The following is a 23,956-nucleotide window of genomic DNA, read 5'->3' on the forward strand; positions in this document are numbered from 1 at the left end:
TGCCTCACTGGCCCAGCGCATTTCGTTCATCAAACCGCGGATTTCGCGACTGCAAAACAGAGCGCGTATCTGACCCAGTCCAACAAGGGAGAATGCAATGAGTTGTTTCGCTGACAGCCGTCCCATCGATTTCACCGATATCCTCACGCGACTGAAAGGCCTGTCGTCCGCGGAGGAGTTCTTCGCTGTCCTTGGCGTCTCGTATGATCCGAAGGTGCTCAATGTTTCACGGCTCCATATCATGAAGCGTATGGGCCAATATCTTGCAGAGGAAGATTTCTCCGGTCTGCCCGACCAGGTGATTGCCGCGCGCGTGCGCGCCATGCTGGAACGCGCCTACGAGGACTTCGCGGTTTCCTCGCCGCTCACGCACCGGGTTTTCAAGGTGCTCAAAGACCACGATCCGGACAAACCTCACACGGCAGGCCGCGCATTTGTTCCGTTCGAATCCGTCCTGAAGCGGTTCGGCAGGGAATAAGCGCGACATTGTTGCGACGCGACAATGTCAAGAAGCCGACAATTCGGGCATCGCAACGGCGCCTTCAGAAATGACCAGCCGAATTTCAGGGAAAAGAGGCCGCGAAACACTTGGCACAAATGATGCAGCCAAGAACTCGCACCGCCAGCCCCGCATCGGGATAACAGCGTAGAGAACGCCAATGCACATCGTCGTCAGCATCAAGCAGGTGCCGGACTCGGCTCAGATACGGGTCCACCCGGTGACGAACACCATCATGCGCCAAGGTGTGCCGACCATCATCAACCCTTACGACCTATTTGCCCTGGAAGAAGCACTCAGGCTACGCGACGCTTACGGTGGGGAGGTCACAGTGCTCACTATGGGTCCACCCATGGCAGAGGACTGCCTGCGCAAGGCGCTCGGCTACGGCGCTGATCGCGCGGTGCTTTTGACCGACCGCTATTTTGCCGGTTCCGACACACTGGCGACCTCCTTTGCTCTTTCCCAGGCAATCGCGAAGATTGGCGAGATGTTCGGCCCGCCGGACGTGGTCTTCACGGGCAAACAGACGATCGACGGCGACACCGCCCAAGTCGGACCCGGCATCGCCAAGCGTCTCGATCTCTTTCAACTCACCTATGTCGCGAAAATCGCCTCCATTGATCTTGCTGCGCGCGAGATCACGGTCGAGCGCCGTTGCGAGGGCGGCACCCAGAAGCTGAAGAGCAGGCTGCCTTGCCTCATCACCATGCTGGAAGGCACAAACGAGATGCGCCGGGGCTCGATCGAAGACGCCCTGTGTGCCGCGCGCAGCCGGATTGTGAAATGGAGTGCGGCCGAGGCCGGCATTGAAGACCTCACCAAATGCGGCTTGCGTGGCTCGCCGACCGTCGTCAAACGCGTTTTCGCCCCTACCCCGCGGTCGCAAAAAGCGGTGCAAATTGACACCGCCGAAAAGACGCTGCGCGATCTCGCCGACGAACTGATTGGTGCAATTTTCACCCGCCAGCCGGCACTGGAACCGGAACTCGCCTTCGAAGCCGCGTGACGGCAAGGAGCAGACCATATGTCGAGCGCGAACCCAGAAACCCCTCGCCCGCCCGCCGGCCGTGCCGGGATGAAGAAGGAGCTGCCCGAGCGTTTCAGGGACTATCGGCACGTTTGGGTTTTCATCGAGCTCGAACGCGGCCAGGTCCATCCGGTATCCTTCGAACTGCTTGGTGAGGGCCGCAAGCTGGCGGACAAACTTGGCGTCCAGCTCGCGGGCGCTGTGCTCGGACCGCCTGGAGAAGCCACCCAGAACGCAGTCGCCGAGGCCTTCGCCTATGGCGCCGACCTTGTTTACCTCGTTGAGGCGCCGCTGCTCGCCGACTATCGCAATGAGCCGTTCGCCAAGGCAATGACGGATCTGGTTGATACTTACAAACCCGAGATCCTGCTTCTCGGTGCGACCACGCTCGGCAGGGATCTCGCCGGTTCCGTCGCGACGACCTTGCTGACAGGGCTAACGGCCGACTGCACCGAACTCGACGTGGATGCCGACGGTTCACTCGCCGCGACCCGTCCGACTTTTGGGGGTTCCTTGCTATGCACGATCTACACTCTCAATTACAGGCCGCAGATGGCGACGGTGCGACCGAGGGTCATGCCCATGCCGCAGCGGGCGGACAGAGCGATCGGGCGTGTCATCGCGCACAAGCTGTCGCTAGCCGAGGATGAAATCGTCACGAAAGTGCTTGGGTTCCTTCCGGATAGCCAGTCGGGGACCGCCAATCTCGCCTATGCCGATGTGGTGGTTGCGGGAGGGCTTGGTCTCGGCGGGGCGGAGAACCTGCAGCTTGTGAAGAGTCTCGCGCGAGCGATCGGCGCCGAATTTGGCTGTTCGCGGCCGCTGGTCCAAAAGGGCTGGATGCCGGCCGATCGACAGATCGGCCAAACTGGCAAGACAATCCGGCCGAAGCTTTACATAGCGGCCGGTATTTCCGGCGCCATCCAGCATCGCGTGGGAGTTGAGGGAGCCGATCTTATCGTGGCCATCAACACCGACCCGAACGCGCCGATTTTCGATTTCGCTCACCTCGGTATCGTCACCGATGCGGTTCGCTTTCTGCCCGCACTGATCGAGGCCTTCACCCGGCGGCTTTCGCCGCACAGTCGCGACAAGCTTGCGAGCTAAGGCAGATGCAGATGATCAAGGAAGAGTTCGACGCCATTGTCATCGGCGCCGGCATGTCCGGGAACGCAGCTGCCTACACTATGGCAAGCGACGGCTTGAAGGTACTCCAGTTGGAGCGGGGTGAATATCCGGGCTCCAAGAACGTCCAGGGCGCCATCATGTACGCGAACATGCTGGAGAAGATCGTCCCGGATTTCCGGGATGATGCACCGCTCGAGCGGCATCTGGTTGAACAGCGGCTCTGGGTGATGGACGAGACCTCCCACACCGGGATTCACTATCGGTCGGACGACTTCAACGAGGTGAAGCCCAACCGCTATACGATCATTCGTGCCCAGTTCGATAAATGGTTTTCGCGCAGGGTGCGCGGGGCCGGCGCGACGGTTCTATGCGAGACAACGGTGACGGAACTCGTCCGTGATGCCAAGGGCAAGGTGATCGGCGTCCGCACGGATCGGGCCGGCGGAGCGATCTACGCGGACGTAGTTGTTCTTGCAGAAGGTGTCTGCGGGCTGCTTGGCACGCGGGGCGGTCTGCGCAAGATGCTCAAGCCGGAAGCGGTGGCACTCGCAGTCAAGGAGATGCATTTCCTGCCCGAAGAGGTCATTGAGCAGCGGTTCGGGGTCAAAGGGAGTGAAGGCTGCGTGATCGAGGCAGTCGGCACGATATCCAACGGCATGGCCGGGCTCGGGTTCCTCTACACCAACAAGGAATCGATCTCACTGGGCATCGGCTGCCTCGTCTCGGATTTCGCCGCGAAGATGGAGAGCCCTTACGCCCTTCTCGACGCGCTAAAAAACCATCCTTCGATCCGGCCGCTGATCGCCGGTTCGGAGGTGAAAGAATACGCGGCGCATCTCATTCCCGAAGGTGGCTACAAGGCTATTCCGCAGCTCTTTGGCGACGGTTGGGTCGTTGTCGGCGATGCCGCGCAATTGAACAACGCCGTTCACCGCGAGGGTTCGAACCTCGCCATGACCTCCGGTCGCATTGCGGCTGAGGCAATCATCCAGGTGAAGAGACGCAACGATCCGATGACCAAACGGAACCTCGCCCTTTACAAAACGATGCTGGATAAATCCTTCGTGGTCAAAGACCTGCGGAAATACAAAGACATGCCAGCTTTACTCCACACTAACGCCCGCAATTTCTTCACGACCTACCCGCGGTTGATGTCGCAAGCCGCGCAGAACTTCATGCGTGTCGACGGCACGCCAAAGATCGAAAAGGAAAAGGCGACCACGGCAGCCTTCATCAAGGCGCGCTCGCGGTTGGGGCTGGTCAGCGACGCGATCCGCCTGGCATTGGCGTGGCGGTGAGGCACTGACGACATGACGAACCCAGGGACAAAATTACGTGTCGAGGACAAGCTTTACCAGAACCGCTATCTGGTGGACTCCGGCCGTCCGCATATAAAGGTGCGACCGCACAAGCAGCCAAGCGCGAATCTGCTCGCGCTGACCCGCGTCTGTCCAGCGAAATGCTATGAGTTGAACGACAAAGGTCAAGTTGAAATCACCGCCGATGGCTGCATGGAGTGCGGCACCTGCCGCATCTTGTGCGAGACCAGTGGCGAGATCGAATGGAACTATCCGCGCGGTGGCTTCGGTGTCCTCTTCAAGTTCGGATGATCGGCGTTCGCACCGTTGATGGGTGTGCACCTGTGTACTCCTGAGGTTACGATCGAGCGCCAACCTTTGCTTGCACCATATCGCAAAAGGGAGGATCGGGTGAACACTGTGCTTCCAGAATTGAAAAGGAAAAGGCGCTTGGGAGGAGCACCCTGGACCACAACCGCTGAGGTGTTTCCATGGCTCACATACGGCCGGATGATCGGGTCAACGGAGTAGGATCTCGAGACACCCTCCGCGAACCGTCCAGCGATGCGATGTCCCAATCTGATGTCTGGCTCAGGGGAATCTACGAGATATCGAAGGCCCTGACCGCTCCCGCCCGGCTGGACATTACGCTTGCCAATGTCGCGAACACTCTCCCGTCGTTTGTGCAAATGCATCACGGAGCAATCTTTGTTCTGGACTCTGAAGGTGAGCCGGAGATCGCCGCGAGTGCCGGCAGCGCCCGATCAGGCACTCACCCCATCATACCAAAGGCCGCAATAAATCAAATCGTCGCTACGGGCACGCGGCTCGTCATCGCGGACCTCAGCACGTCCGAGTTGTTTCAGGCCGACCTTCAAACACATCCTGGTGTCAATTCCCTCCCAATGGCCTTTATCGGCGTCCCGGTGAAGGCTGAGGACAGGATCCTTGGGACGTTGTCGATCGTAAGGGACGGCGCAAATGGGTCCCGCTACGATGAGGACATCTGCTTCCTGACGATGGTGGCCAACCTCGTCGGCCGCACCATTCGCCTCCATCGCGGCTTGACTAGGGATCGTGAGCGGCGCGTCGATGAGCGCTGGACAGCGGAGAATTCGTCCGATGAGGACCGGACCGACCCCGTCCCGCATGCGCCCGTCAAGATTGGGATCATCGGGGAGAGTCCCGCACTCAAGCAGGTGCTCGAAACCGTCTCCATTGTAGCAAGGACGAATTCCACCGTGCTTCTGAGAGGCGAGAGCGGCACCGGCAAGGAGTTTTTCGCGCAAGCCATACATAGGCTCTCGCGCCGGCGGAGGAAGTCTTTCGTCAAGTTGAACTGCGCCGCCCTGTCGGAAAGCGTTCTGGAGTCGGAGCTGTTCGGGCATGAAAAAGGGGCCTTCACAGGGGCAATTTCCCAGCGCGCCGGCCGTTTTGAATTGGCAAACGGGGGAACGCTGCTACTCGACGAAATCGGCGAGATTTCGCCTGCCTTCCAAGCCAAGCTGTTACGCGTCTTGCAGGAAGGCGAACTGGAGCGTGTCGGCGGTACCAAGACGCTGCAGGTGGACGTGCGACTTATATGCGCCACCAACAGGGATCTTGAGTCGGCTGTCGTAAACGGGGATTTCAGGGCCGACCTTTATTATCGCATCAATGTGGTGCCAATCATCCTGCCTCCGCTCCGAGAGCGACCGGGGGATATCCCTCGCCTTGCGAACGCCTTCCTCGAACGATTCAACAAGGAGAACCATCTCGAACTCGCCTTCGCGCCGTCGGCGCTCGAGTTTATCTCGCAATGCTACTTCCCTGGTAATGTCCGCGAATTGGAGAACTGCGTGCAAAGGACGGCCACGCTAGCGCGCTCAAGGACAATCGCTCCATCGGATTTTGCCTGCAACAATAACCAATGCCTATCTTGGCTCCTCTGGAAAAGAGCTGATCATTCGCTCAGCGGCAATACCGGCAACCAGCGCTTTCGAAGCAATATAATGCCCGCCGGATTGCCGATGCCGGCCGGGCGTTTCGGCGCCCCGCAGGATAACGTGCGACCCCATACTGCCGACCCTGCAAACGATCCCGCTCTCCCCGCAATAGGCCCGCGCCTGACGGAACGCGACCGGCTGATCGATGCGATGGAGAAGGTCGGTTGGGTTCAGGCCAAGGCCGCCCGTGTCCTCGGCGTCACGCCGCGACAGGTCGGATACGCTTTGCGCCGACACGGTATCGAGGTGAAGAAATTCTAGCGTTCTCATGACGTGGAGAACGAGAACACACTGCGCCAGCTACGCGAAATGTGTCGGAGCCCGGGCCAAAGCTGTGCGAGCGTGTGACGCTGTTACACCCCCTTCATCACCCGCCCTTGCCGGCGTCTTGCCGATCGCAGAAAGGAGTCACCCCACTCTCCTGAATCGGAACCATGCAGACCCAGGTGAGCAGTGGCAACTTCACCACGGACGAGTTCGCCGTCGCTGAGAGCGACATCCTCGTCGGAAGCCATTCGGAAGGAAGGTTGAGGGCGATCACGGCTGAGCGGTCCACGCAGGATTTCTATCTCGAACTGATGTCCGGCCGGGGTCGTCTTCCTCACCTTCTAAGCATGCCCCTGTTAGGAGTCCGACAAAGCTTTGTCGGAGCAACTCCATGATATCCGACGTGCAAAGCCAATGGGTGAGCTAGCGCCACCTTTTCAGTTGGCATTGCTCTTGCGCTTCGAACCGCGACGTTAACCCGTAACGGAGCCGTCCAATGGCCGCACCGGCGATTTCAGTTGAGAGTCTGACCGGCGCGAGGGTCTCCGACCAGTTGCTGGTGAGCGCCAAGTCGGGTGGCTGTGCATCTTCCTCCTGCGGATCGTCGACAAGGCCGGACGATGTGGACCCGGCCATCTGGGACAAGATCAAGGATCACCCGTGCTTTTCAGAAGAGGCGCACCACTATTTCGCGCGCATGCACGTCGCCGTCGCGCCGGCCTGCAATGTCCAGTGCAACTACTGCAATCGCAAATATGACTGCGCCAACGAAAGCCGGCCCGGGGTTGTCTCGGAAAAGCTGACACCCCATCAGGCGATACGCAAGGTGATCGCGGTCGCCAATGAAGTGCCGCAGCTTTCCGTGCTTGGCATCGCCGGACCGGGCGATGCCTGCTACGACTGGGAGAAGACGAAGGCGACATTCGAACGCGTCGTCAGGGAAATCCCCGACCTCAGGCTTTGCGTCTCCACGAACGGGCTCGCGCTGCCGGACCATGTCGACGAGCTTGCCGACATGAATGTCGATCACGTGACGATCACGATCAACATGGTCGATCCGGAAATCGGCGCAAAAATCTATCCCTGGATATTTTACGATCGCCGCCGCTATTGCGGCATCGAAGCCGCCAGAATTCTGCACGAGCGGCAGATGCTGGGATTGGAGATGCTCAGCGCACGCGGCATCCTCACCAAAATCAATTCGGTGATGATCCCTGGAGTGAATGACCAGCACCTAATTGAGGTGAACAAGTGGGTCAGGCAGCGCGGCGCGTTCCTGCATAACGTCATGCCTCTGATCTCGGACCCGGCGCACGGCACGCACTACGGGTTGACCGGACAGCGTGGCCCAAATGCAATGGAGATGAAGGCTCTTCAGGATCGTCTTGAAGGCGGCGCCAAGTTGATGCGCCACTGCCGGCAGTGCCGGGCAGATGCCGTCGGCCTGCTGGGTGAGGATCGTGGCCAGGAATTCACGCTCGGCCACATCCCCGGTGAGCTCACCTACGATGCCAGCAAACGCGAAGCCTATCGGGAGCTGGTCGCGGACGAGCGCCGTGATCACCTGGCGGCCAGAACCGAAGCGAACGGAGTGGTTAAAATAGCGAGTTCCGGGAAGTCCCTTCTCATCGGGGTGGCGACTAAGGGCGGCGGCCGCGTCAACGAACACTTCGGCCATGCCAAGGAATTCCAAGTGTATGAAGCCTCGGCGCGGGGGATCAAGTTTGTCGGGCACCGCAAGGTTGAGCAGTATTGCCTCGGGGGTTGGGGCGAGAAGGCCATTCTCGACGGGGTCATAGCTGCGCTGGAAGGCGTAGACATAGTGCTTTGCGTCAAAATTGGAGATTGCCCCAAGGATCAGCTCGCGGCCGCCGGTATCCGAGCAACCGACGCTTACGGCCATGACTACATCGAAACGGCAATCAGCTCGATTTACGCCGCCGAGTCCGGCGTCCAGGCACTCGCGGCGACGGCCTGAACCCATCTCATTTACTCGAATCAGGAGTCAAAATGGCTTTCAAGATCATCGCATCCCAATGCACACAATGCGGCGCCTGCGAATTCGAATGCCCGTCGGGTGCGATCAAGTTCAAAGGCGAGAGCTACGTGGTCGAGCTGCAGAAGTGCACCGAATGCGAGGGAGCTTTCGACACGCAGCAATGTGCTTCGGTGTGTCCTGTGCCGAAGACCTGCGTTCCTGCCTGAGTCCACTGGGGACCCACACAACTGGCTGCCCCGGGGAATGCCTGCGCGCCTCATCAATGACAGTAGCCTCAGAGAACCAAGGAACCGCCATGTGGCTCGCACGCGAACAAGAGGTGGAAATCCGCAGACCTCCCCAATTTCAGCCGGGAGAGCGGGTCCGTGCCACTCGTCACGTAAGGAATGACGGCACCTACCCTGGCAGGGAGATCGGCGAAAATCTCGTGCGCAAGGGCGAAGAGGGTTACGTGCGAGACATTGGCACGTTTCTCCAGCAGTTCTTCATCTACGCGGTCGAATGGATCGACCGTGGGACGGTCGTCGGCATGCGAGCGCGTGAATTGACGAGCCTCGACAAAGCCGACGCTCCCTGCTGTGCCGAAGAAAACGCCAATAAAGGAACGGCCGGATGAAAGTAATGATCCGCAGGACCGAGGCCGGGTTGTCGGCGTATGTCCCCAAAAAGGATCTCGAGGAGCCGATTATCAAGTTCGAGAACCAGGACCTGTGGGGCGGGGTCGTAACGCTCAGGAACGGCTGGCGGCTCCTCCTTCCCGATCTTCCGCCGCATACGCGGCTGCCGATCACCGTCGAGGCAAGGAAGCTTTCCGACGGGGACTGATGCCGCCCGTCAATGAGAGGCGTCAAGAGGAAACGAGCATGAACACGATCCCGACCTCGGGCCACCTAGTCGTCGTCCGGGACAGTTTTGCCCGAAAGCTGCTTGAGCTGGCCAGACGAGCGTTAGTCTCCGATCAGGTGATCCCGTATCTCGGTCCGGGTCTCCTCCGGCTCAGCTCTGCTGAGCCGCCTGTACCGTGTACCCCCGAAGCCGTTGCCGAGGCACTCAACACGCGGGCGCCAGCCCCCTCGAAGATCCGCACCAATATGTGGTCGGTCGCGCAGTTCATCGAACAGCGCCGGCATCGCCGCACACTTCAAGCTTGGATGACTGATATATTTGCGGGGCCGGCGGCGCCGAGCATCCTCCACGCCTGGCTCGCAAAACTCCCGCTCTCCCTCATCATCGACAGCTGGTACGAAGGCGCCATGCGCGCGGCGCTGGCAGAGGCCGGCCGAACCGACGTCGTCGAGATACAAGGCGTTACACGGGCGAACGAAGTTGGCGACATTTGGACCAGAACTTACGACTTGTCGGGAAGGGAACTCGAGGCTGGAGCAGCGACAAAGACGGTTCTCTATGCGCCACATGGCAGTATTAGACCGGCCGCAAATTTCCTCATCGCCGATTCCGACTATGTCGAAGCCCTGACTGAAATCGATATCCAGACGCCTATCCCTGACGTGGTCAAGGAACGACGCGTCGACCGGGGCTTTTTCTTCGTCGGCTGCCGCTTCAATGATCAGATGCTGCGCACTTACGCCAGGCAGATCATGAAGCGCTCAGAAGGCCCCCGTTACGCGATCATGGACCGGCAAACGCTGACCAGAAACGAAGCGCGTTTCCTTGCGGCAAGCGGAATCACGGTGATCGACATGCCAGCGAGCGAAGCCGTGGCGCAACTCGCCGGATCAGCATCTTGAGCCGATGGTGGCCAGGATCATGGAGGGACGCCTTTGATGTGAGTCGACCGGCTCGCTTCCGAAGGCGCAAAATTCTGTCGGGGGCACTCGGTGGGCAGTGATGCTGTTGGCACGACCTCTCTCAAATCGTCCGCGTATGTAAAAGCGGCCGGGTGGGGCCGGGGCTTGAGCACGCTACTGCGCATTACGCGCATGAATTTGAGGCACCCGTGGCAGGTCGCGTTAGCTATCGGTTCGACGATGGTAGCCGTAATCCTGCAGTTGCTCATTCCCCAGCTTCTCGGCCGGGCTGTCGACCAGACCCAAGTAGCCATCGGGGGCAGTGTCACGGTGACGGCTGCAGAACAAGCGCTATGGACTCCGGCTCTCCTGCTGCTCGGCGCGAGTACGCTACGCGGCCTCTTCACGATGGCGCAAAACTACTTTGCCGAAGCCGTCGGGCACCGCGTCGCGTACGAACTGCGGCTTGCTTGTTACGACAAGGTCCAGCGCCTGAGCTTTTCCTTTCACGACCGGGTGCATTCAGGCGACCTGATCACCCTCGGCATCCTCGATCTCGACGGCGTGCGGATGTATTTTTCCACCGCCCTGGTTAGGTTCTTTCTGCTCACCATGCTGATCGGGATAGGCGCCTGCATGATGATCTCAACCGACCCGGTGCTCGGTTTGATCGCGCTGAGCTTCGTGCCTTTCGTAGCCTGGCGATCGTCGGTCACCCAGCTTAAGCTACGCGCCATCTGGCTCGACCTGCAAGAGCGGCTTTCCGTCCTGGGCCGCGTGATGGAGGAAAATTTCGCGGGCATCCGCGTTGTCCGGGCGTTTTCGGCACAGGCTTATGAGATGGCGAAGTTCGACATCGCCTCGACAAACGCGCTCGAACTCGCGCACGAGCAGGTTGACGTGTACGTGCCCAATACCTCGGCAATGACCCTGGCCTTCTTTGTCGCCATGGGGTTGGTCCTCTGGATCGGTTGCGACAAACTCATCGCCGGCCAGATCAGCGTTGGAACGCTCACGACGTTCCTGACGTTCATGACGATCCTGCAAATGCCCGTCCGCCAGATCGGACTGATGGTCAACGGCTTCGCCCGCGCTTACACTTGCGGTTCGCGCCTCTTCAGTCTGCTCGACCAGGACATCACGATCGGGGATGCTTCCGGTGCAAGACCGCTCGAGATCGGTGAAGGCACTCTGCGCTTCGACAATGTCTCGTTTGCATATCCCGGCACCGGAAACCGCGTCATTCTAAAGAATATTACCTTCTGCGCCCGTAGGGGCGAGACGATCGCGATCGTGGGTCCGCCGGGTTCTGGCAAGTCGACAATGGCTCACCTGATCCCCCGCTTTTACGACGTCACTGGTGGCACCATCATGGTTGACGGGCAGGACATCCGCGGGGTCACCCTCGCATCGCTTCGCAAGGCGGTCGCGGTCGTACAGCAGGATGCATTCCTGTTCACAACCACGATCGAGAACAACATCGCTTATGGCGACCCCTGGGCGAAGGAACAGCCGATCGAGCGCGCTAGCGAATCCGCCCAGTTGCACAATTACATTCTCGGCCTCCCCGCTGGCTACAAGACGGTCGTCGGAGAACGTGGCGCCTCTCTCTCTGGCGGCCAGCGTCAGCGTCTCACCATAGCTCGCACGATGATGTTGCGCCCATCAATCGTCGTTTTCGACGACTCAACGGCCGCGATCGACGCCGCCACAGAGCAGCGCATCCGCGCGGCGATACGGCGTTTCGCCAAGGATAGGGTGACGATCATCATCGCCCACCGGCTGAGTTCACTCAAGCACGCCGACCGGATTCTGTTTGTCGACAACGGCGAGATCGTGGAACGCGGCACCCATCAAGAGCTTTTGGCCAAGCGAGGACGCTATAAGGCCCTTTATGATCTTCAGTTGCGCCCGGGAGATGACATTGCGACCACGTTTGGAGGCGCGCCCTGATGGCCAAGCGGCACGCCAACGAACTCGAAATCGAACCGAATGATAGCGGTAGACGCCCTCCGCGCGCGGTCGTCGGGTCCCATCGCATCGAGGAGGAGATCTTTGGCCGGGCTTTCGACAAGAACATCATTCGCCGCATATGGGCCTTCGTTCGTCCCTACCGAGCCATGGCGGTCGTCTCGCTTGCCGCATTGCTGATTTTCACTGGCACGCAGCTTCTCATCCCGCTGATCATCCGCTACGCGATCGACCACGCCATAACTCCGGCAGGCGCTGATGCCTCCGCCCTGCTTGAGGCCGCCGTCGCGTTTGCGCTTGCCATTCTGGTTAATTTCGGCGCCGCCTACGCGCAAGAAACCGTGGTAGGGAAAATGGCCGAGAACGTCCTCTTCGACATCCGCCGCGCCATGTTTGCCCATCTGCAGAAGGTATCGCTCTCCTTCATGGACAAGACCGAGGTAGGACGCCTGATGTCTCGCCTTCAGGGCGACGTCAACTCTATCCACGAATTTCTCGAAAACTCGATCTACTCCGTAGGCGACATTGCGCTTCTCTTCGGCATCATCTTCGTAATGCTGTCGGTCAACTTCAGCCTCGGCTTTCTGACGCTCTCGGTCTTGCCGGCCCTGTTGATTATCCGCATCGTGTGGCTGCCGCGTGCCCGCGAGGCCTTCATGGCTGCACAAGAGACCAATTCAGTCGTCAACGGCGCATTGGCCGAAGCGATTCAAGGCGTCCGAACCGTCCAGTCCATGGACCGCCAGTACGTCAACTTCGTATTGTATGACGACAAGGCACATGCCGACCTCACGACTCACCTGACCGCTGCCAGGTATGCACAGGTCATGGTCCCGATCGTCGATGGCCTCACCGGCCTCGCCATGGCTGTCGTCATTGTGGTCGGCGGCTCCATGATCATGAATGGCCGCGTCGATGTGGGCGTATTGGTTGCCTACATATTCTATATCCAACGCTTCTTTGACCCAATTCGCTCACTTACTCTGCAATATTCCGTCATGCAGCGCGCAATGGCCTCCGGCAAGCGCCTGACCGATGTGCTCGACGTCAGGATCGAGATCCAGGACAAACCGGATGCCAGGATCCTTGCGCCCGAAATGGACGGCTCGGTCGAGTTCAGGAGCGTCACGTTCGGGTACGATCCCAAACAGCCGGTGCTGAAAAACGTCTCTTTCCGGGTCAATCCCGGCGAGACGGTCGCCTTGGTCGGGCCGACCGGCTCTGGTAAATCGAGCGCGATGGCCCTCGTCCACCGCTTCTATGATGTTCAGCAAGGCCAAGTGCTGGTTGGCGGACATGATGTGCGCGATCTCACCCAGGAATCGCTCGGCACTCAGATCGCTATGGTGCTGCAGGAGCCGTTTCTGTTCACCGGGACGGTTTTTGAGAATATCCGCTACCACAAGACGGAAGCCACGCGGGAGAAGGTGATCGAGGCCGCCAAGGTGGTCGGCGCCCACGACTTCATCATGAGACTTCCCGACAGGTATGAAACCCAACTCGGCGAACGCGGCGGCAACCTTTCTCTCGGTCAGCGCCAGCTTGTCAGTTTCGCCCGCGCTCTCGTCGCAGACGCCAAGATCCTTGTTCTTGACGAGGCCACCGCCAGCATCGACAGCTACACGGAAATGGTGATCCAGAAGGCTCTCAGAAAGCTCCTTGAAGGCCGGACTGCGCTTGTCATCGCTCACCGTCTCGCCACAATCCGTGGTGCCGATCGCATCATCGTGCTTCAGAACGGCCAGGTTATTGAGACCGGCAACCATGAAAAACTGATGGCTATGGGCGGGCTCTATTCCAAACTCTACAATCTGAACTACTCGTCATTCGACGACATTCCCGAAGAGGAAGCCGATCCGACCGGACAAGCCGCCTCTCGTACCTGATGCTCCTTGCAAGCCGTATCTGACCGTCCACTCGTTTAGGGGCACCGGCGAAAGCGCGGACAGCGATTGCGCTAAATCCCGGACGCCATGCGCGTGGATGATCACCGCCAGCTTGCGCGCCACCGCGAAGGGTTTTGCGATCTCCCAGCCTCAGCTCTTGACCTTGTCCTTGCCCTTGAAGCGCGTCACCAAACCGAACGCCGCCTCGTAGAGCGCGCGCCGCTCGTCCACGTCACCCGCCTTCGATATCCGGCCTTGAACGTCAATCGAAGTGCCCGACAGCCAGCGCCGCGAGGTCAGCCCGAAGTAGGCCGCGACGTCGCGCGAGCGGCGGAAGCCGCGGATGGCCATGCAGCGCCGGCACGGCTCGCTGCGAGATGCAGCAAGAGACCTACCCCCATCAGCACGCCGGCTAGCACTAGGCGGGCAGTCAGCGGCTCACCCAACAGGGCAATCGCCAGAAATGCCCCGATCAACGGCGCGAGCCAATAATAAGCGCCGGCTCGATGCGAATGATTGTTGCTCATCGAGCCGTCCCAAAAGACATAGAAGGCGGCAATCTACACCCCACCTTTCCAGCGCAACAGCCGCATGGCGTTGGCTGTCACCAGCACCGTCGCGCCTGTGTCGGCGAGAATGGCGGGCCACAGGCCGGTGATGCCGACTACGGTCGTCACCAGGAACACCGCCTTCAGCCCCAACGCCATGGTGATGTTCTGCTTGATGTTGGCCATGGTCGCCTGAGACAGTTTTATCATCGCCGCGACATCGCCGACGCGGCCATGCAGCACCGCCGCATCTGCCGTCTCCAGAGCGACATCGGTGCCGCCGCCCATGGCTATGCCGATGTCGGCCGCGGCGAGCGCCGGCGCATCGTTGATGCCGTCGCCGACCTTAGCGACCGTCAGCCCCTGCCCTTTCAACTCGCCGACAATGCGCTGCTTGTCTTCGGGCAGCAGTTCCGAGCGCACCTCGATACCGAGTTGCTTGCCGATTGCCGCCGCCGTGCGCTGGTTGTCGCCAGTCAGCATGACAGTCCTGATGCCAACATCGGTCAGCACCTTGAGGCCGGCCTGCGCGTCCGGCCGAGGCTCGTCGCGCATGGCGATGAAACCGGCCAGCACATCATTGATCAGCAGCACCGACACCGACTTGCCCTGGTCGTTGAGTTCGGCGATGCGGGCCGCCTGCTCGGTCGGCAGCGCGACCTTCTCGCCTCCAGCGATCGGCGAGCCCAGGAAGACGTTCTTACCGCCAATGCGACCGACGACGCCCTTGCCGCCGAGCGCCTTGGCCTCCACCGCTGGCGGCACCGGCACGCGATCGGCCTTGGCCTTTCGCAGGATAGCCAGGGCCAGCGGATGGCTCGATCCGGTTTCGAGTGCAGCGGCCAGCGACAGCACCTCTTTTTCGCTGATCCCGATGGCCACGACATCCGTCACCACGGGCTTGCCTTCAGTCAGCGTCCCGGTCTTGTCCCAAGCCACGGCGGTGATCTTGCCCAAGCCTTCCAGCACCGCGCCGCCTTTCATTAAAAGACCACGCCTGGCGCCGGCCGAGAGCGAGGCGGCGATTGCCGCCGGCACCGATATGACGAGGGCGCAGGGGCAGCCGATGAGCAGCAGCGCCAGGCCTTTGTAGATCCATTCGTTCCAGTCGTCGCCGAAGGCCAGCGGCGGGACGACGGCCACCAGAGCCCCCACTGCGACGACGGCGGGCGTATACCAGCGTGAGAAACGGTCGATGAAGCGTTCCGTCGGCGCCTTGCTTTCCTGGGCCTCCTCGACCAGCTTGACGATGCGGGCGATGGTGTTGTCGGACGCCGCAGCCGTGACGGTGATGCGCAACACGCCGTCGCCATTGATGGTGCCGGCGAACACGTCCGCGTCGACGCCCTTGCGCACCGGCACGCTTTCCCCCGACACCGGCGATTCATCGATGGCGCTTTCGCCCTCGATGATCTTGCCGTCGGCTGGAATGCGATCGCCCGGCCGCACCAGAATGACGGCGCCAACCCCAAGGGCTTCGGCCGGAACTTCGCGCGTGGCGCCATTCTCCTCCAGGAATGCCGTCTTGGGCACCAGCGTGGTCAGCGCCTCGATGCTGGAGCGCGCCTTGCCGGCGGCCACGCCTTCCAGCAACTCGCCGACGAGGAACAGGAAGACCACGGTGGCGGCTTCCTCGCCGGCACCGATGATGACGGCGCCGATCGCCGCGATGGTCATCAGCATTTCGATGGTGAAGGGAATGCCGGCGAGCGCGGCCATCACAGCTCGCCGTGCAATCGGCACCAGTCCGATCAGCATGGCGGCAATGAAAAGCCAGACGCCGGTGGCCGGCCAGAAATAGTGAATAGCAAAAGCTGCGGCCAATGCGGCGCCGCTGGCGATGCTCAGCCGGCCTTTGGCGCTGTTCCACCACGGCCCCGTGGCTGGCGTGTGGTCGTGGCCATGCAAGCTCTCCACGTCGTCGTGGCCATCTTGGGCTGTGCCGGCAAGGTCGCGGCCAGCATGGTCGTGGCCAGCGTGGTCATGGCCGCCTTTGGTGCCGTGCCCGGCCGGTTTGGCATTCTGTCCGGCTTCGCTCGTGAGCTGAGCCACAGAATAGCCGAGGCCCGTCACCTTCTTTTCGATCGCGGCGAGGTCGCTTTCGGCAGCGTGCCTGACGGTCATGGTGCCGGCAGTGACCGAGACGTTCACATCCTGGACTCCATGCATGCGCCGCACCGCGCTATCGATTTTCGTCGCGCAGCCGGCACAATCCATGCCTTCGACGCGATAACGGGTTTGTGCGGCGGTTGCAGCCATCGTCTCACTCCTTGAACCATTCCAGCGGCACGCTACATTCTCTAGCGACTAGAGGAGCAAGCGAAAAATCATGCGCAGTGTCCCGATTGGCGAAGCGGCACGACAGAGCGGCGTGAAAGTGCCGACCATCCGCTACTATGAGCATATCGGCCTGCTGCCCGCGCCAAACCGCAGCAAGGGCAATCGACGGCACTATGAAACCAGCGATTTGCGCCGGCTGGCGTTTATTCGCCATTCACGCGAGTTGGGGTTCGACATCGAAGCCATCCGCACCCTGCTGACGTTGCAGGATAATCCCAGCCAGCCCTGCGCCACGGCCGACACCATAGCCCAAGCGCGGCTGGCCGACGTCGTTCAGCGGATACGCAGCCTCACGGCATTGAAGGCCGAACTGGAACTCATGGTCGAAGGCTGCCGGCACGGGAAGGTCGGCGAATGCCGGGTGATTGAGGTGCTGGCCGATCACAGCCAATGCGAACACGCCCGGCACTGACTGGACCCGATCTCGAACGATCTAATCATTCGTGAGCCGGCCTTTCCGCCACCATCCAGGTCATGAGGCGCGACTGCACGGCGAGGTGATGATTTTGACCACGGCTAAGCCACGAGCTGAAGTGCGGCTTGCACTCCGGCAATTGTCCGGAATCGGTAGCAGCGGCCCTCTATTCCTTTGCATCGACGCGTCACAAGTACGTGAGGCGGCACCGCCGATGCGTTGGCCGTTATCGCTTCGGTCGCCCGAAGTGCCATGAATATTGCCGACACTTGAAGATAAAAACGCGCTGGGACCGCAACCGTTGCCCTGAAATTCTCAGCGAAATGCAGACGGGCCCGTTTAAGTCGGACTTGGTGCGCTCAGGCTTTGCCCGGCGCGATCCTGAATTCATAGACCTTTTTGCTCAAAACTTCGCACGTGTTGCTGCGCGAGTAAGGTGGCAATAAATCTGTGCTGCGGTTTACCTGCGGTCATCCAGAATGTTCAGGGAGTAACGCGTGTGTCGCCGTTCGCCAGTTCTTATCATCGCGCCCTTGGAAACGAGGTCTTGCAGATCTCTTGTCGCCGTCGCGCGCGATGCTTGAGTGATGGCGATATAATTCTCGGCGCTGAGCCCTCCTTTGAACCCGTCGATGCCTTCGCGGAACATTCGGGCGATGACCTTTTCCTGCCGCTCGTTGAACTGGTTTCGGTAGCGTTCGTAAAACTTGGCTTTAGCTACGGAGAATTCGACGCGGACCAGCGTTACGCGTTGCGCTTCAAGGATCGTGTTGGCAAAGTAGAGCAGCCAATTTGTTACCGCGTTGCTCTTATTGCTGGCCTGCAGGTTGTCGTAGTAGGCCTTGCGGTGGCGTTCGATCGTGTATGCCAAAGCGATGAGACTTGGCTCACCCAGGCTTTGAGCAAGCGCCTTTTCGCAGAGGGCACGGCCTATGCGACCGTTGCCATCCTCAAATGGGTGGATGCTCTCGAAATAAAGGTGCGCGATACCGGCTCGCGTCAACGCCGGGAGCGGCGTCTTACCTTTAGGCGCGGTATCGTTGAACCAAGCGGTGAAAGCATCTATTTCGGCTTTTACCCGCGCCGAGGGAGGTGCCTCGAAATGCACTTTGGGCTTATCCAGCCGATTGGAAACGATCTGCATGACGTCGGCATGCTGGCGATAATTGCCAATGGTCTCAATACGCCGTTCCCCTGACATCACCATCTTGTGCCAAGCGTAGAGAGTGCGATGCGAGAGGACATGGCCAAAATGTAAATACACGTCGGCCATCATTTCCGCGATGCCGCGCTCGGCAGGAGGAATGCGCCTGGTCTCGCTGCCCAGTCCAAGTTGCTGGCGCAGGGATGATTGCAGACTCTCGCGGTTGAGGTATTCCCCCTCGATCGCGGATGTCTTCAAGGCCTCCTCGCTAATAAGATCGATGCGTATCTGGTCGCGATCGTCAGAACCGACGTGCCGAAAGACACCCAGGAACTCACCCGATCGCAGCAGGAATTCCCTTTCCAGCGGTTCCAATTCTTCCTTATCGTAGGTAAAATGCGGCCAGTCAGCCTGCTCCCAATTCCATACCATGAGTTATAGCGCACCTTTCTATAACTCATAGTGCCTTAAATAATGAGCTATAGCAATCTTCTCTATGCCTCAGAAACCGGGGCTTTGCCCTGGTACGCACAGGTTCGCCCTCTCTTGCGAAACGAAATCGGGGCGATTTCTTAATCGGCAGGCCGGTCGCTCCAAGTAACTAGGGCCTCCACAAGCGTGCGCGCCCTCCACCCACACAGCAAGCACTATATCGGCATCATGCGCGGAACCGGGAAGGTGATGGTGCGCCGGAGAAAATTCAACTTCGAACACGGAACGCGCATTTCACGTCAGGTAACACGAGCCATGATTTCAGATTGGATCGTCCTTGCGGTGTATAGCGAAGCGTCTAAGGACAGATTCCCAAATGCAAGTTGGCAAAGTAGATAATTAGCACCGGCCTCTTCGAGCTGATCAAGAAGAGCTTGTCGCGCAGAAGATGCCGTTCCTATCACGCACAATTCGCTCTCGATTGCTGCATCCAAGCTCAGCGGCAGATTTGGCGGCGTCTGGAGCGCATTGAGGTCGTAGAGGAACCTGAAGCTCTTGAGCCATCGTTCGTAAGCGGGTGCCGCGAGCGCATATGCTTCTGTTTCCGATCGCGCGATCACCACCATGCGGAGCATTCCAAGAAATGGCCCTCGCTCGTCCGCGTCGGCACTGCGCTCCCGGCAGGCTCGGAATGCATCAGTAATTCTGCGAACAGAAGAGGCAGGTCCTAGGCACGCGATGTTGGCGCCACTTGCAGCGGCCCAGCTGGCCGACTCGGGTCTATTGGTGGCGATCCATGTCGGTGGATGGGGGCGCTGATGAGATCTCAGCGTCAAAGGGACGTCATTCAGCTCAAAATGGCGGCCGCGATAGGACAGCGTGTCGCCCTTCATCGCCTTGATAAGGATTTCGCTGGCTTCCGCATAGTGACCTGGCGCCGCCTCCGCAGCAATCCCGAAGTAACCCAGTTCGACTGGGAGAGAGCCGCGCCCTATACCCAGTTCGACCCTGCCACCACTCAATTGGTCCAGCATGCAAATCTCCTCGAACGCACGCAGCGGATGATAAAGGGCAAGGAGCATTACCAGGGGGCCGACGCGAAGGTGCCGGGTGCGCTGGACGACACTGGCTAAGAACAGATTCGGCGATGGGCCTCTCCCGTGCGGAGTGCAGTGGTGCTCTGCCAGATGATATGCGTAGAAACCAAGGTGATCGCACGCCTCTGCTAAACTCAGGCGATCGGCGTATTGTCGGGCAATCTCGCAGCCATCCTCGTCCAGGTGGTCGAATATGCCGAAGGTCAGGCCCCGGGGGAAGGCATTCTTCACGAATTTTCTCCAACTCTTTGCAACGGTTCGTGGCTCGCAATGGTGCAAGCAAATTCAAATTATCGGCGCGCTTAATGGCCGGGGAACTATCGGTTGGTTAAGGCAGAAGCAGCGGCCGCTGACGGCCGGCACAGCGGGATAGTTTCCTTCGCCGTTCCAGCTATGTCGCTGGCGGCCTCAAGAAATTCATCCATCTCATCTTTTGTGCCGATGCTAATGCGGATGTAATTTTCCAAACCTGCATCAGGAAAGAAGGCAACGAGTATCTTTTGCCTTTCCAAGGCTGCTTGCCACCATGAGCCTTCCTGCCCCGCTGGCACACGTGCTAGCAGGAAATTTGCGTGGGAAGGTATTACGGAAAATCCGAGTTTTGACAGCGCCATCGTCACTCGCTGTCTTTCATGCTTGATGTGCTTGTGGTTCTCGGCATAGGCGGCGCGGTGCCCAAGGACGCTGATACCAACCGCATGGCCGATCACATTCATGTTGAAGACGTTCTGAAGATTTCGCAGCCTGCCAATGACTTCAGGATGACCAAGTCCGAAACCGACGCGAATGCCGGCGGTGGCATAGCTTTTCGAGAATGTTCTCAAGACCAGGAGATTCGGATAACAATTGATAAGATGCAGACCATTATCCGGTGCAAAATCGACGTAGGCCTCATCCAAGACAATCATGCGGTCTGATTGTGATACTAGACGTTCGATATCGGCCACCGGAACAAACGTTCCGGTCGGATTGTTCGGATTTGCCAGCAGGATGAATTTGGCATTTTTTGCAGGTGCCAAAAGCAATTGTTCTACGGGCAAGGAATGATCTTGGCCCCATTCGACTTCGACAAATTGAGCACCCTGCAAACTGGCAAGTTTGCGGTTGAACGAAAACCCGGGCGACATCATCGCCACGCTGTCTCCTGGAACCAGGAAAGCTCTGTAAATAAGCCCAAGCAGTTCAGACGATCCGTTTCCGGCGATCACCTGATCCTTGGAGACGCCGTAGGCTTCGGAAGCTGCTTGCCTCAAGCTGACGTTGTCGTCTTCTGGATATAGATACTGCCGTTCGAGAGCCGCCATCGCACTTTGCATTATGACTGTCGGCAGCGGAAACGGGTTCTCGTTCGTATTTAGCTTGACGCAACTCGCATCCGGCGCCGGTTTGTCGGATAGCAGAACATCTAACTGTCTCGCCACTTGCGAGAGAGAGGAAAGCACAGTTCCGAGTTTTGCATCCGACATGATTTTTTCTCCGTTTCAGTCCCAGTGCGTCCGGCACGGGCTGGTGATATCGAGACATGGCTTGGACCATCGATGATAGCGCTGCCTTCAAACCCAGGTGCGTCGTGAAGCCGACAGCCGCGGGGTCAGCCGGACTGTGCGATTGGATCGAAAGTTGGCACTGACGTGAGGTCCCCATCACCCGTTTCCAGGGGCACAAGCACGGTCCCCGCTACTCGCTTCGGCCGTTAGCTTCAAAGACGCTTGATCTCGATGCCGTATTTCCTCAACATGTAGCCAATCTGGCGGGGCGTTAGTCCAAGCAGGCGTGCCGCCTTTGCCTGCACCCAGCCACATCTTTCCATGGCCTCGATGACACGTTCAGCATCGGTCATTCTTGCACCATTTAAGTGGACTGCCCCGGCAGGGCCAAGCGGCGGCTGACTTGTGATCTCAGGCGGGACTGCGACGGCGGCAGCAGCGGGCGGTATGGCCGCAACCGCTGGCAGCGGCACGATCGGCGGGGATTGCAGCGCGATTTTGCCAAATCTGCTCTTGTGCAGCGCCTCGGCGAAGCATTTGCCCTGCCAGCATGCAAAGTCGCCTCTCCCGATTGATGGTCCCGCCGCCAGAACTGCTGTCCGATACACGCAATTTTCGAGCTCGCGAATGTTGCCGGGAAAATCACAGTTTATCAGGACTTCAATCGCACTGGGATCGAAGGTCAGCATCCGGCCGTTCTCACCGTTGAAATTCTTGAGAAACTCAGCGGCGAGGAGCGGAATATCACTGCGCCTTTCCCGTAGCGCTGGCACCAGCAAGGGAACCACACTGATGCGGTAATAGAGGTCGGCACGGAACTCGTTTCTGGCAACCGCCTCTTCCAGGTTCTTGTTCGTGGCGGCAATGATGCGAACATCGACTTTAATGGTCTGGTTGCCGCCGACGCGCTCAAACTCCTGCTCCTGCAGCACGCGCAAGAGCTTTGCCTGGAAAGAGGCCGAAATCTCGCCGATCTCGTCCAGGAAAAGCGTCCCCTTGTCGGCGAGCTCAAAGCGCCCCTTGCGTGAGTTGAACGCGCTTGTGAATGCACCCTTCTCATGACCGAACAATTCGGATTCCAGGACTGTCTCGGGCAGCGCCGCGCAATTGAGCTTGATGAAGGGCCGCTTGGCGCGCGGCGACAACTCGTGGATAGCCTTGGCGACCAGCTCCTTCCCGGTACCGGATTCGCCTCGCAACAGAACCGCAATCTTAGCCTTGGCCACGACCGCGACCTTCTCAAGCAGATCGCGCAACGCCAAACTGTCGCCAATCATCCCCTCAACGTGAATCTTGTTACGCTGCCGCGCGGGATGCTTCTGCTTTGGCAGCTGCTGTGCCATCGGTTGCTCGGGGTCGCCGTCGAAAGAGCGATGCGACTTGACTGTCTGTCCTACCAGGTTGGCGATTAGGGGAAGCAGACAGAGGTTGTAATCGAGCCAAACTCTGGAGCCATTGTCCAGTACGTGGTCGATGGTCAGCGTGCCCACGACATTTGCATCGACGCGGATGGGAACACCGACGAAGGACACTGGTATGTTTTCGGAGACCCCGAGCACCTCCATGTCGGCGGCGGTGAAAGCCGAATGAACCGCGATGTTCTCGGTGGCCAGGGGCGTGTCCGTCGCCACAATCTGGTCGATTGCCTTCCGCGGCAGATACGTCCGGCAGCGCTCACCGCAGCTCTCGGTCCAGCCGGCGCCTACGGTGATTTCCAGTTCGCCATCACTATCGAAGAGAGAGATGATGCCGTGCCGCATCTGCAGAAACGATCGCAGGAGGTCTACGACCTTGGCCAGCGTGACTTCGAGCCCGGAGGGGGCGGTGAGTGCTTTCACTATTTCCCATATGCCAGCAAGCACGCTCGCGCGCGACGGCAGAATAGCGGATTCTGAGTCATCCCTTTTCCCGTCATGAAGCGACGAGCAGCATGGCGGCGTCTGCCCAGCATTTTCTTCAGGTTGGCCATTATTGTCCCGGTCTAGCATGTCATCCTCGATCTCGGGCCGCGAAAGCAACGCCGCGCCATCTGAACCTGCGACGCCCCCCCGGGCGTAGAGGCCTCGTCAAGTGGCATCGAGGCCCGAGCCACCGATGGCCGGCACCAGCAAGAGTTTCTTCGCCCCGCGGGCCACCGCATGATTGGCGCGCTTGCTCGCTCGTAGGAGCCGCTCATCGAAACGCTTGAGACGTCGATACGGATAGTCTGTGACCCGGCGTCACGGCAGCACGCCGACTTCCGCAGCCGGCATACTGGCTGCCATTGGATCAAAAGTGGGTCACGGTTTTGGGCGTCGGTCAGGCCGTGATGATCGGCAAGAACGAAAAACGCCGGAGGCAATGCTTGAGGCATGGCTTGGCTATCCTTACTGAAGTGGGGCGCGGTTCAGGCTCCTTCCGAGCGCAACCACACGTTGCTCTACAGAGCGGGAACGACGGGGGCTAGTCAATCGAGCTTTCCTTGCATTTGTGAAAGGAAAGTAGGACGACATGACAGAATCCCATCAATTCAGATAGTTGCTCGCAGATCGATGCGAACGGCAGAGATGTTTACCCCGGCGTCTCGGCGGGTGCGCGGCGCGCTGAGCATACCGAGCGCCTGTGCGTGCTTCCAGCGCCCCATCAGGTGGTGCGGAAGCGGTAGCGGCTCACTGAGTGGATCGCAGCAACCATTCATACCCT

At 59.5% G+C, this 23,956-nt stretch carries 19 protein-coding genes and 1 pseudogene; 14 read left to right on the plus strand and 6 right to left on the minus strand.

Annotated features, from left to right (window positions below):
• Positions 1 to 97: 97 nt before the first annotated feature.
• The 13 genes from nifW (at position 98) to MESS2_RS28870 (ending at position 13,811) form a co-directional block, all read left to right on the plus strand.
• The gene (gene nifW / locus MESS2_RS28805) at positions 98 to 478 is read left to right on the plus strand and encodes a nitrogenase stabilizing/protective protein NifW (RefSeq protein WP_008878184.1); all 381 of its coding nucleotides are present in this window, start codon (positions 98 to 100) and stop codon (positions 476 to 478) included.
• A gap of 181 nt (positions 479 to 659) precedes the next feature.
• On the plus strand, positions 660 to 1,508 hold the full coding sequence (locus MESS2_RS28810; protein WP_008878185.1) for an electron transfer flavoprotein subunit beta/FixA family protein: 849 nt from the start codon (positions 660 to 662) through the stop codon (positions 1,506 to 1,508).
• Between the two features lie 18 nt (positions 1,509 to 1,526).
• On the plus strand, positions 1,527 to 2,636 hold the full coding sequence (locus MESS2_RS28815) for an electron transfer flavoprotein subunit alpha/FixB family protein (protein WP_008878186.1): 1,110 nt from the start codon (positions 1,527 to 1,529) through the stop codon (positions 2,634 to 2,636).
• Between the two features lie 11 nt (positions 2,637 to 2,647).
• A complete protein-coding gene (locus MESS2_RS28820; protein WP_040594260.1) occupies positions 2,648 to 3,955 on the plus strand; it encodes an FAD-dependent oxidoreductase in 1,308 nt (435 codons plus the stop codon).
• A gap of 12 nt (positions 3,956 to 3,967) precedes the next feature.
• Positions 3,968 to 4,267 carry a ferredoxin family protein gene (locus MESS2_RS28825; protein ID WP_008878188.1) on the plus strand — a complete coding sequence of 100 codons (300 nt, stop codon included), beginning with the start codon at positions 3,968 to 3,970 and terminating at the stop codon, positions 4,265 to 4,267.
• Between the two features lie 257 nt (positions 4,268 to 4,524).
• Positions 4,525 to 6,201: a nif-specific transcriptional activator NifA gene (nifA, locus tag MESS2_RS28830; protein ID WP_244440112.1), complete on the plus strand. Its 1,677-nt coding sequence runs from the start codon at positions 4,525 to 4,527 to the stop codon at positions 6,199 to 6,201.
• 502 nt (positions 6,202 to 6,703) lie between these two features.
• Positions 6,704 to 8,185: a nitrogenase cofactor biosynthesis protein NifB gene (nifB, locus tag MESS2_RS28840; RefSeq protein WP_008878192.1), complete on the plus strand. Its 1,482-nt coding sequence runs from the start codon at positions 6,704 to 6,706 to the stop codon at positions 8,183 to 8,185.
• A 32-nt stretch (positions 8,186 to 8,217) separates the two neighbouring features.
• Positions 8,218 to 8,412 (plus strand): 4Fe-4S dicluster domain-containing protein, encoded by a 195-nt coding sequence (locus MESS2_RS28845; RefSeq protein WP_008878193.1) that lies wholly within the window; start codon positions 8,218 to 8,220, stop codon positions 8,410 to 8,412.
• A gap of 89 nt (positions 8,413 to 8,501) precedes the next feature.
• Positions 8,502 to 8,822 (plus strand): nitrogen fixation protein NifZ, encoded by a 321-nt coding sequence (locus MESS2_RS28850; protein ID WP_040594262.1) that lies wholly within the window; start codon positions 8,502 to 8,504, stop codon positions 8,820 to 8,822.
• Positions 8,819 to 9,031, plus strand: a complete 213-nt coding sequence (nifT, locus tag MESS2_RS28855) for a putative nitrogen fixation protein NifT (RefSeq protein ID WP_040594248.1) — start codon at positions 8,819 to 8,821, stop codon at positions 9,029 to 9,031. The genes MESS2_RS28850 and nifT overlap by 4 nt, the downstream gene beginning before the upstream one ends.
• A 38-nt stretch (positions 9,032 to 9,069) precedes the next feature.
• Positions 9,070 to 9,954: an SIR2 family NAD-dependent protein deacylase gene (locus MESS2_RS28860; RefSeq protein ID WP_008878196.1), complete on the plus strand. Its 885-nt coding sequence runs from the start codon at positions 9,070 to 9,072 to the stop codon at positions 9,952 to 9,954.
• A gap of 90 nt (positions 9,955 to 10,044) precedes the next feature.
• Positions 10,045 to 11,907, plus strand: coding sequence for an ABC transporter ATP-binding protein (locus MESS2_RS28865; protein WP_008878197.1), 1,863 nt, complete (start codon positions 10,045 to 10,047; stop codon positions 11,905 to 11,907).
• The gene (locus MESS2_RS28870) at positions 11,907 to 13,811 is read left to right on the plus strand and encodes an ABC transporter ATP-binding protein (protein ID WP_008878198.1); all 1,905 of its coding nucleotides are present in this window, start codon (positions 11,907 to 11,909) and stop codon (positions 13,809 to 13,811) included. The genes MESS2_RS28865 and MESS2_RS28870 overlap by 1 nt, the downstream gene beginning before the upstream one ends.
• Here the strand turns inward: MESS2_RS28870 and MESS2_RS34275 are convergent.
• A pseudogene (locus MESS2_RS34275) lies at positions 13,749 to 14,180 on the minus strand (transposase); the annotation flags it as partial. The gene MESS2_RS28870 and the pseudogene MESS2_RS34275 sit on opposite strands and share 63 nt — an antisense overlap.
• Before the next feature lie 191 nt (positions 14,181 to 14,371).
• Entirely contained in the window at positions 14,372 to 16,618 is a 2,247-nt protein-coding gene (locus tag MESS2_RS28880) for a heavy metal translocating P-type ATPase (protein WP_008878202.1), read from the minus strand.
• Between the two features lie 70 nt (positions 16,619 to 16,688).
• Here MESS2_RS28880 and MESS2_RS28885 point away from each other — a divergent pair, with 70 nt between their 5' ends.
• Positions 16,689 to 17,111: a MerR family transcriptional regulator gene (locus MESS2_RS28885; protein ID WP_008878203.1), complete on the plus strand. Its 423-nt coding sequence runs from the start codon at positions 16,689 to 16,691 to the stop codon at positions 17,109 to 17,111.
• Between the two features lie 463 nt (positions 17,112 to 17,574).
• On the opposite strand, the gene MESS2_RS28890 is transcribed toward MESS2_RS28885, so the two are convergent.
• The 4 genes from MESS2_RS28890 to nifA (MESS2_RS28905) all read right to left on the minus strand — a co-directional run bounded on the left by MESS2_RS28890 (position 17,575) and on the right by nifA (MESS2_RS28905) (position 23,262).
• Positions 17,575 to 18,690 (minus strand): Fic family protein, encoded by a 1,116-nt coding sequence (locus MESS2_RS28890; protein WP_008878205.1) that lies wholly within the window; start codon positions 18,688 to 18,690, stop codon positions 17,575 to 17,577.
• A gap of 299 nt (positions 18,691 to 18,989) precedes the next feature.
• Positions 18,990 to 20,018, minus strand: a complete 1,029-nt coding sequence (locus tag MESS2_RS28895) for an LLM class flavin-dependent oxidoreductase (RefSeq protein WP_008878206.1) — start codon at positions 20,016 to 20,018, stop codon at positions 18,990 to 18,992.
• An 86-nt stretch (positions 20,019 to 20,104) separates the two neighbouring features.
• Positions 20,105 to 21,253 (minus strand): histidinol-phosphate transaminase, encoded by a 1,149-nt coding sequence (hisC, locus tag MESS2_RS28900; protein WP_008878209.1) that lies wholly within the window; start codon positions 21,251 to 21,253, stop codon positions 20,105 to 20,107.
• A gap of 233 nt (positions 21,254 to 21,486) precedes the next feature.
• Entirely contained in the window at positions 21,487 to 23,262 is a 1,776-nt protein-coding gene (gene nifA / locus MESS2_RS28905) for a nif-specific transcriptional activator NifA (protein WP_040594265.1), read from the minus strand.
• Positions 23,263 to 23,956 lie beyond the last annotated feature (694 nt).

This window comes from Mesorhizobium metallidurans STM 2683 (assembly GCF_000350085.1).
GTDB classification, from domain to species: domain Bacteria; phylum Pseudomonadota; class Alphaproteobacteria; order Rhizobiales; family Rhizobiaceae; genus Mesorhizobium; species Mesorhizobium metallidurans.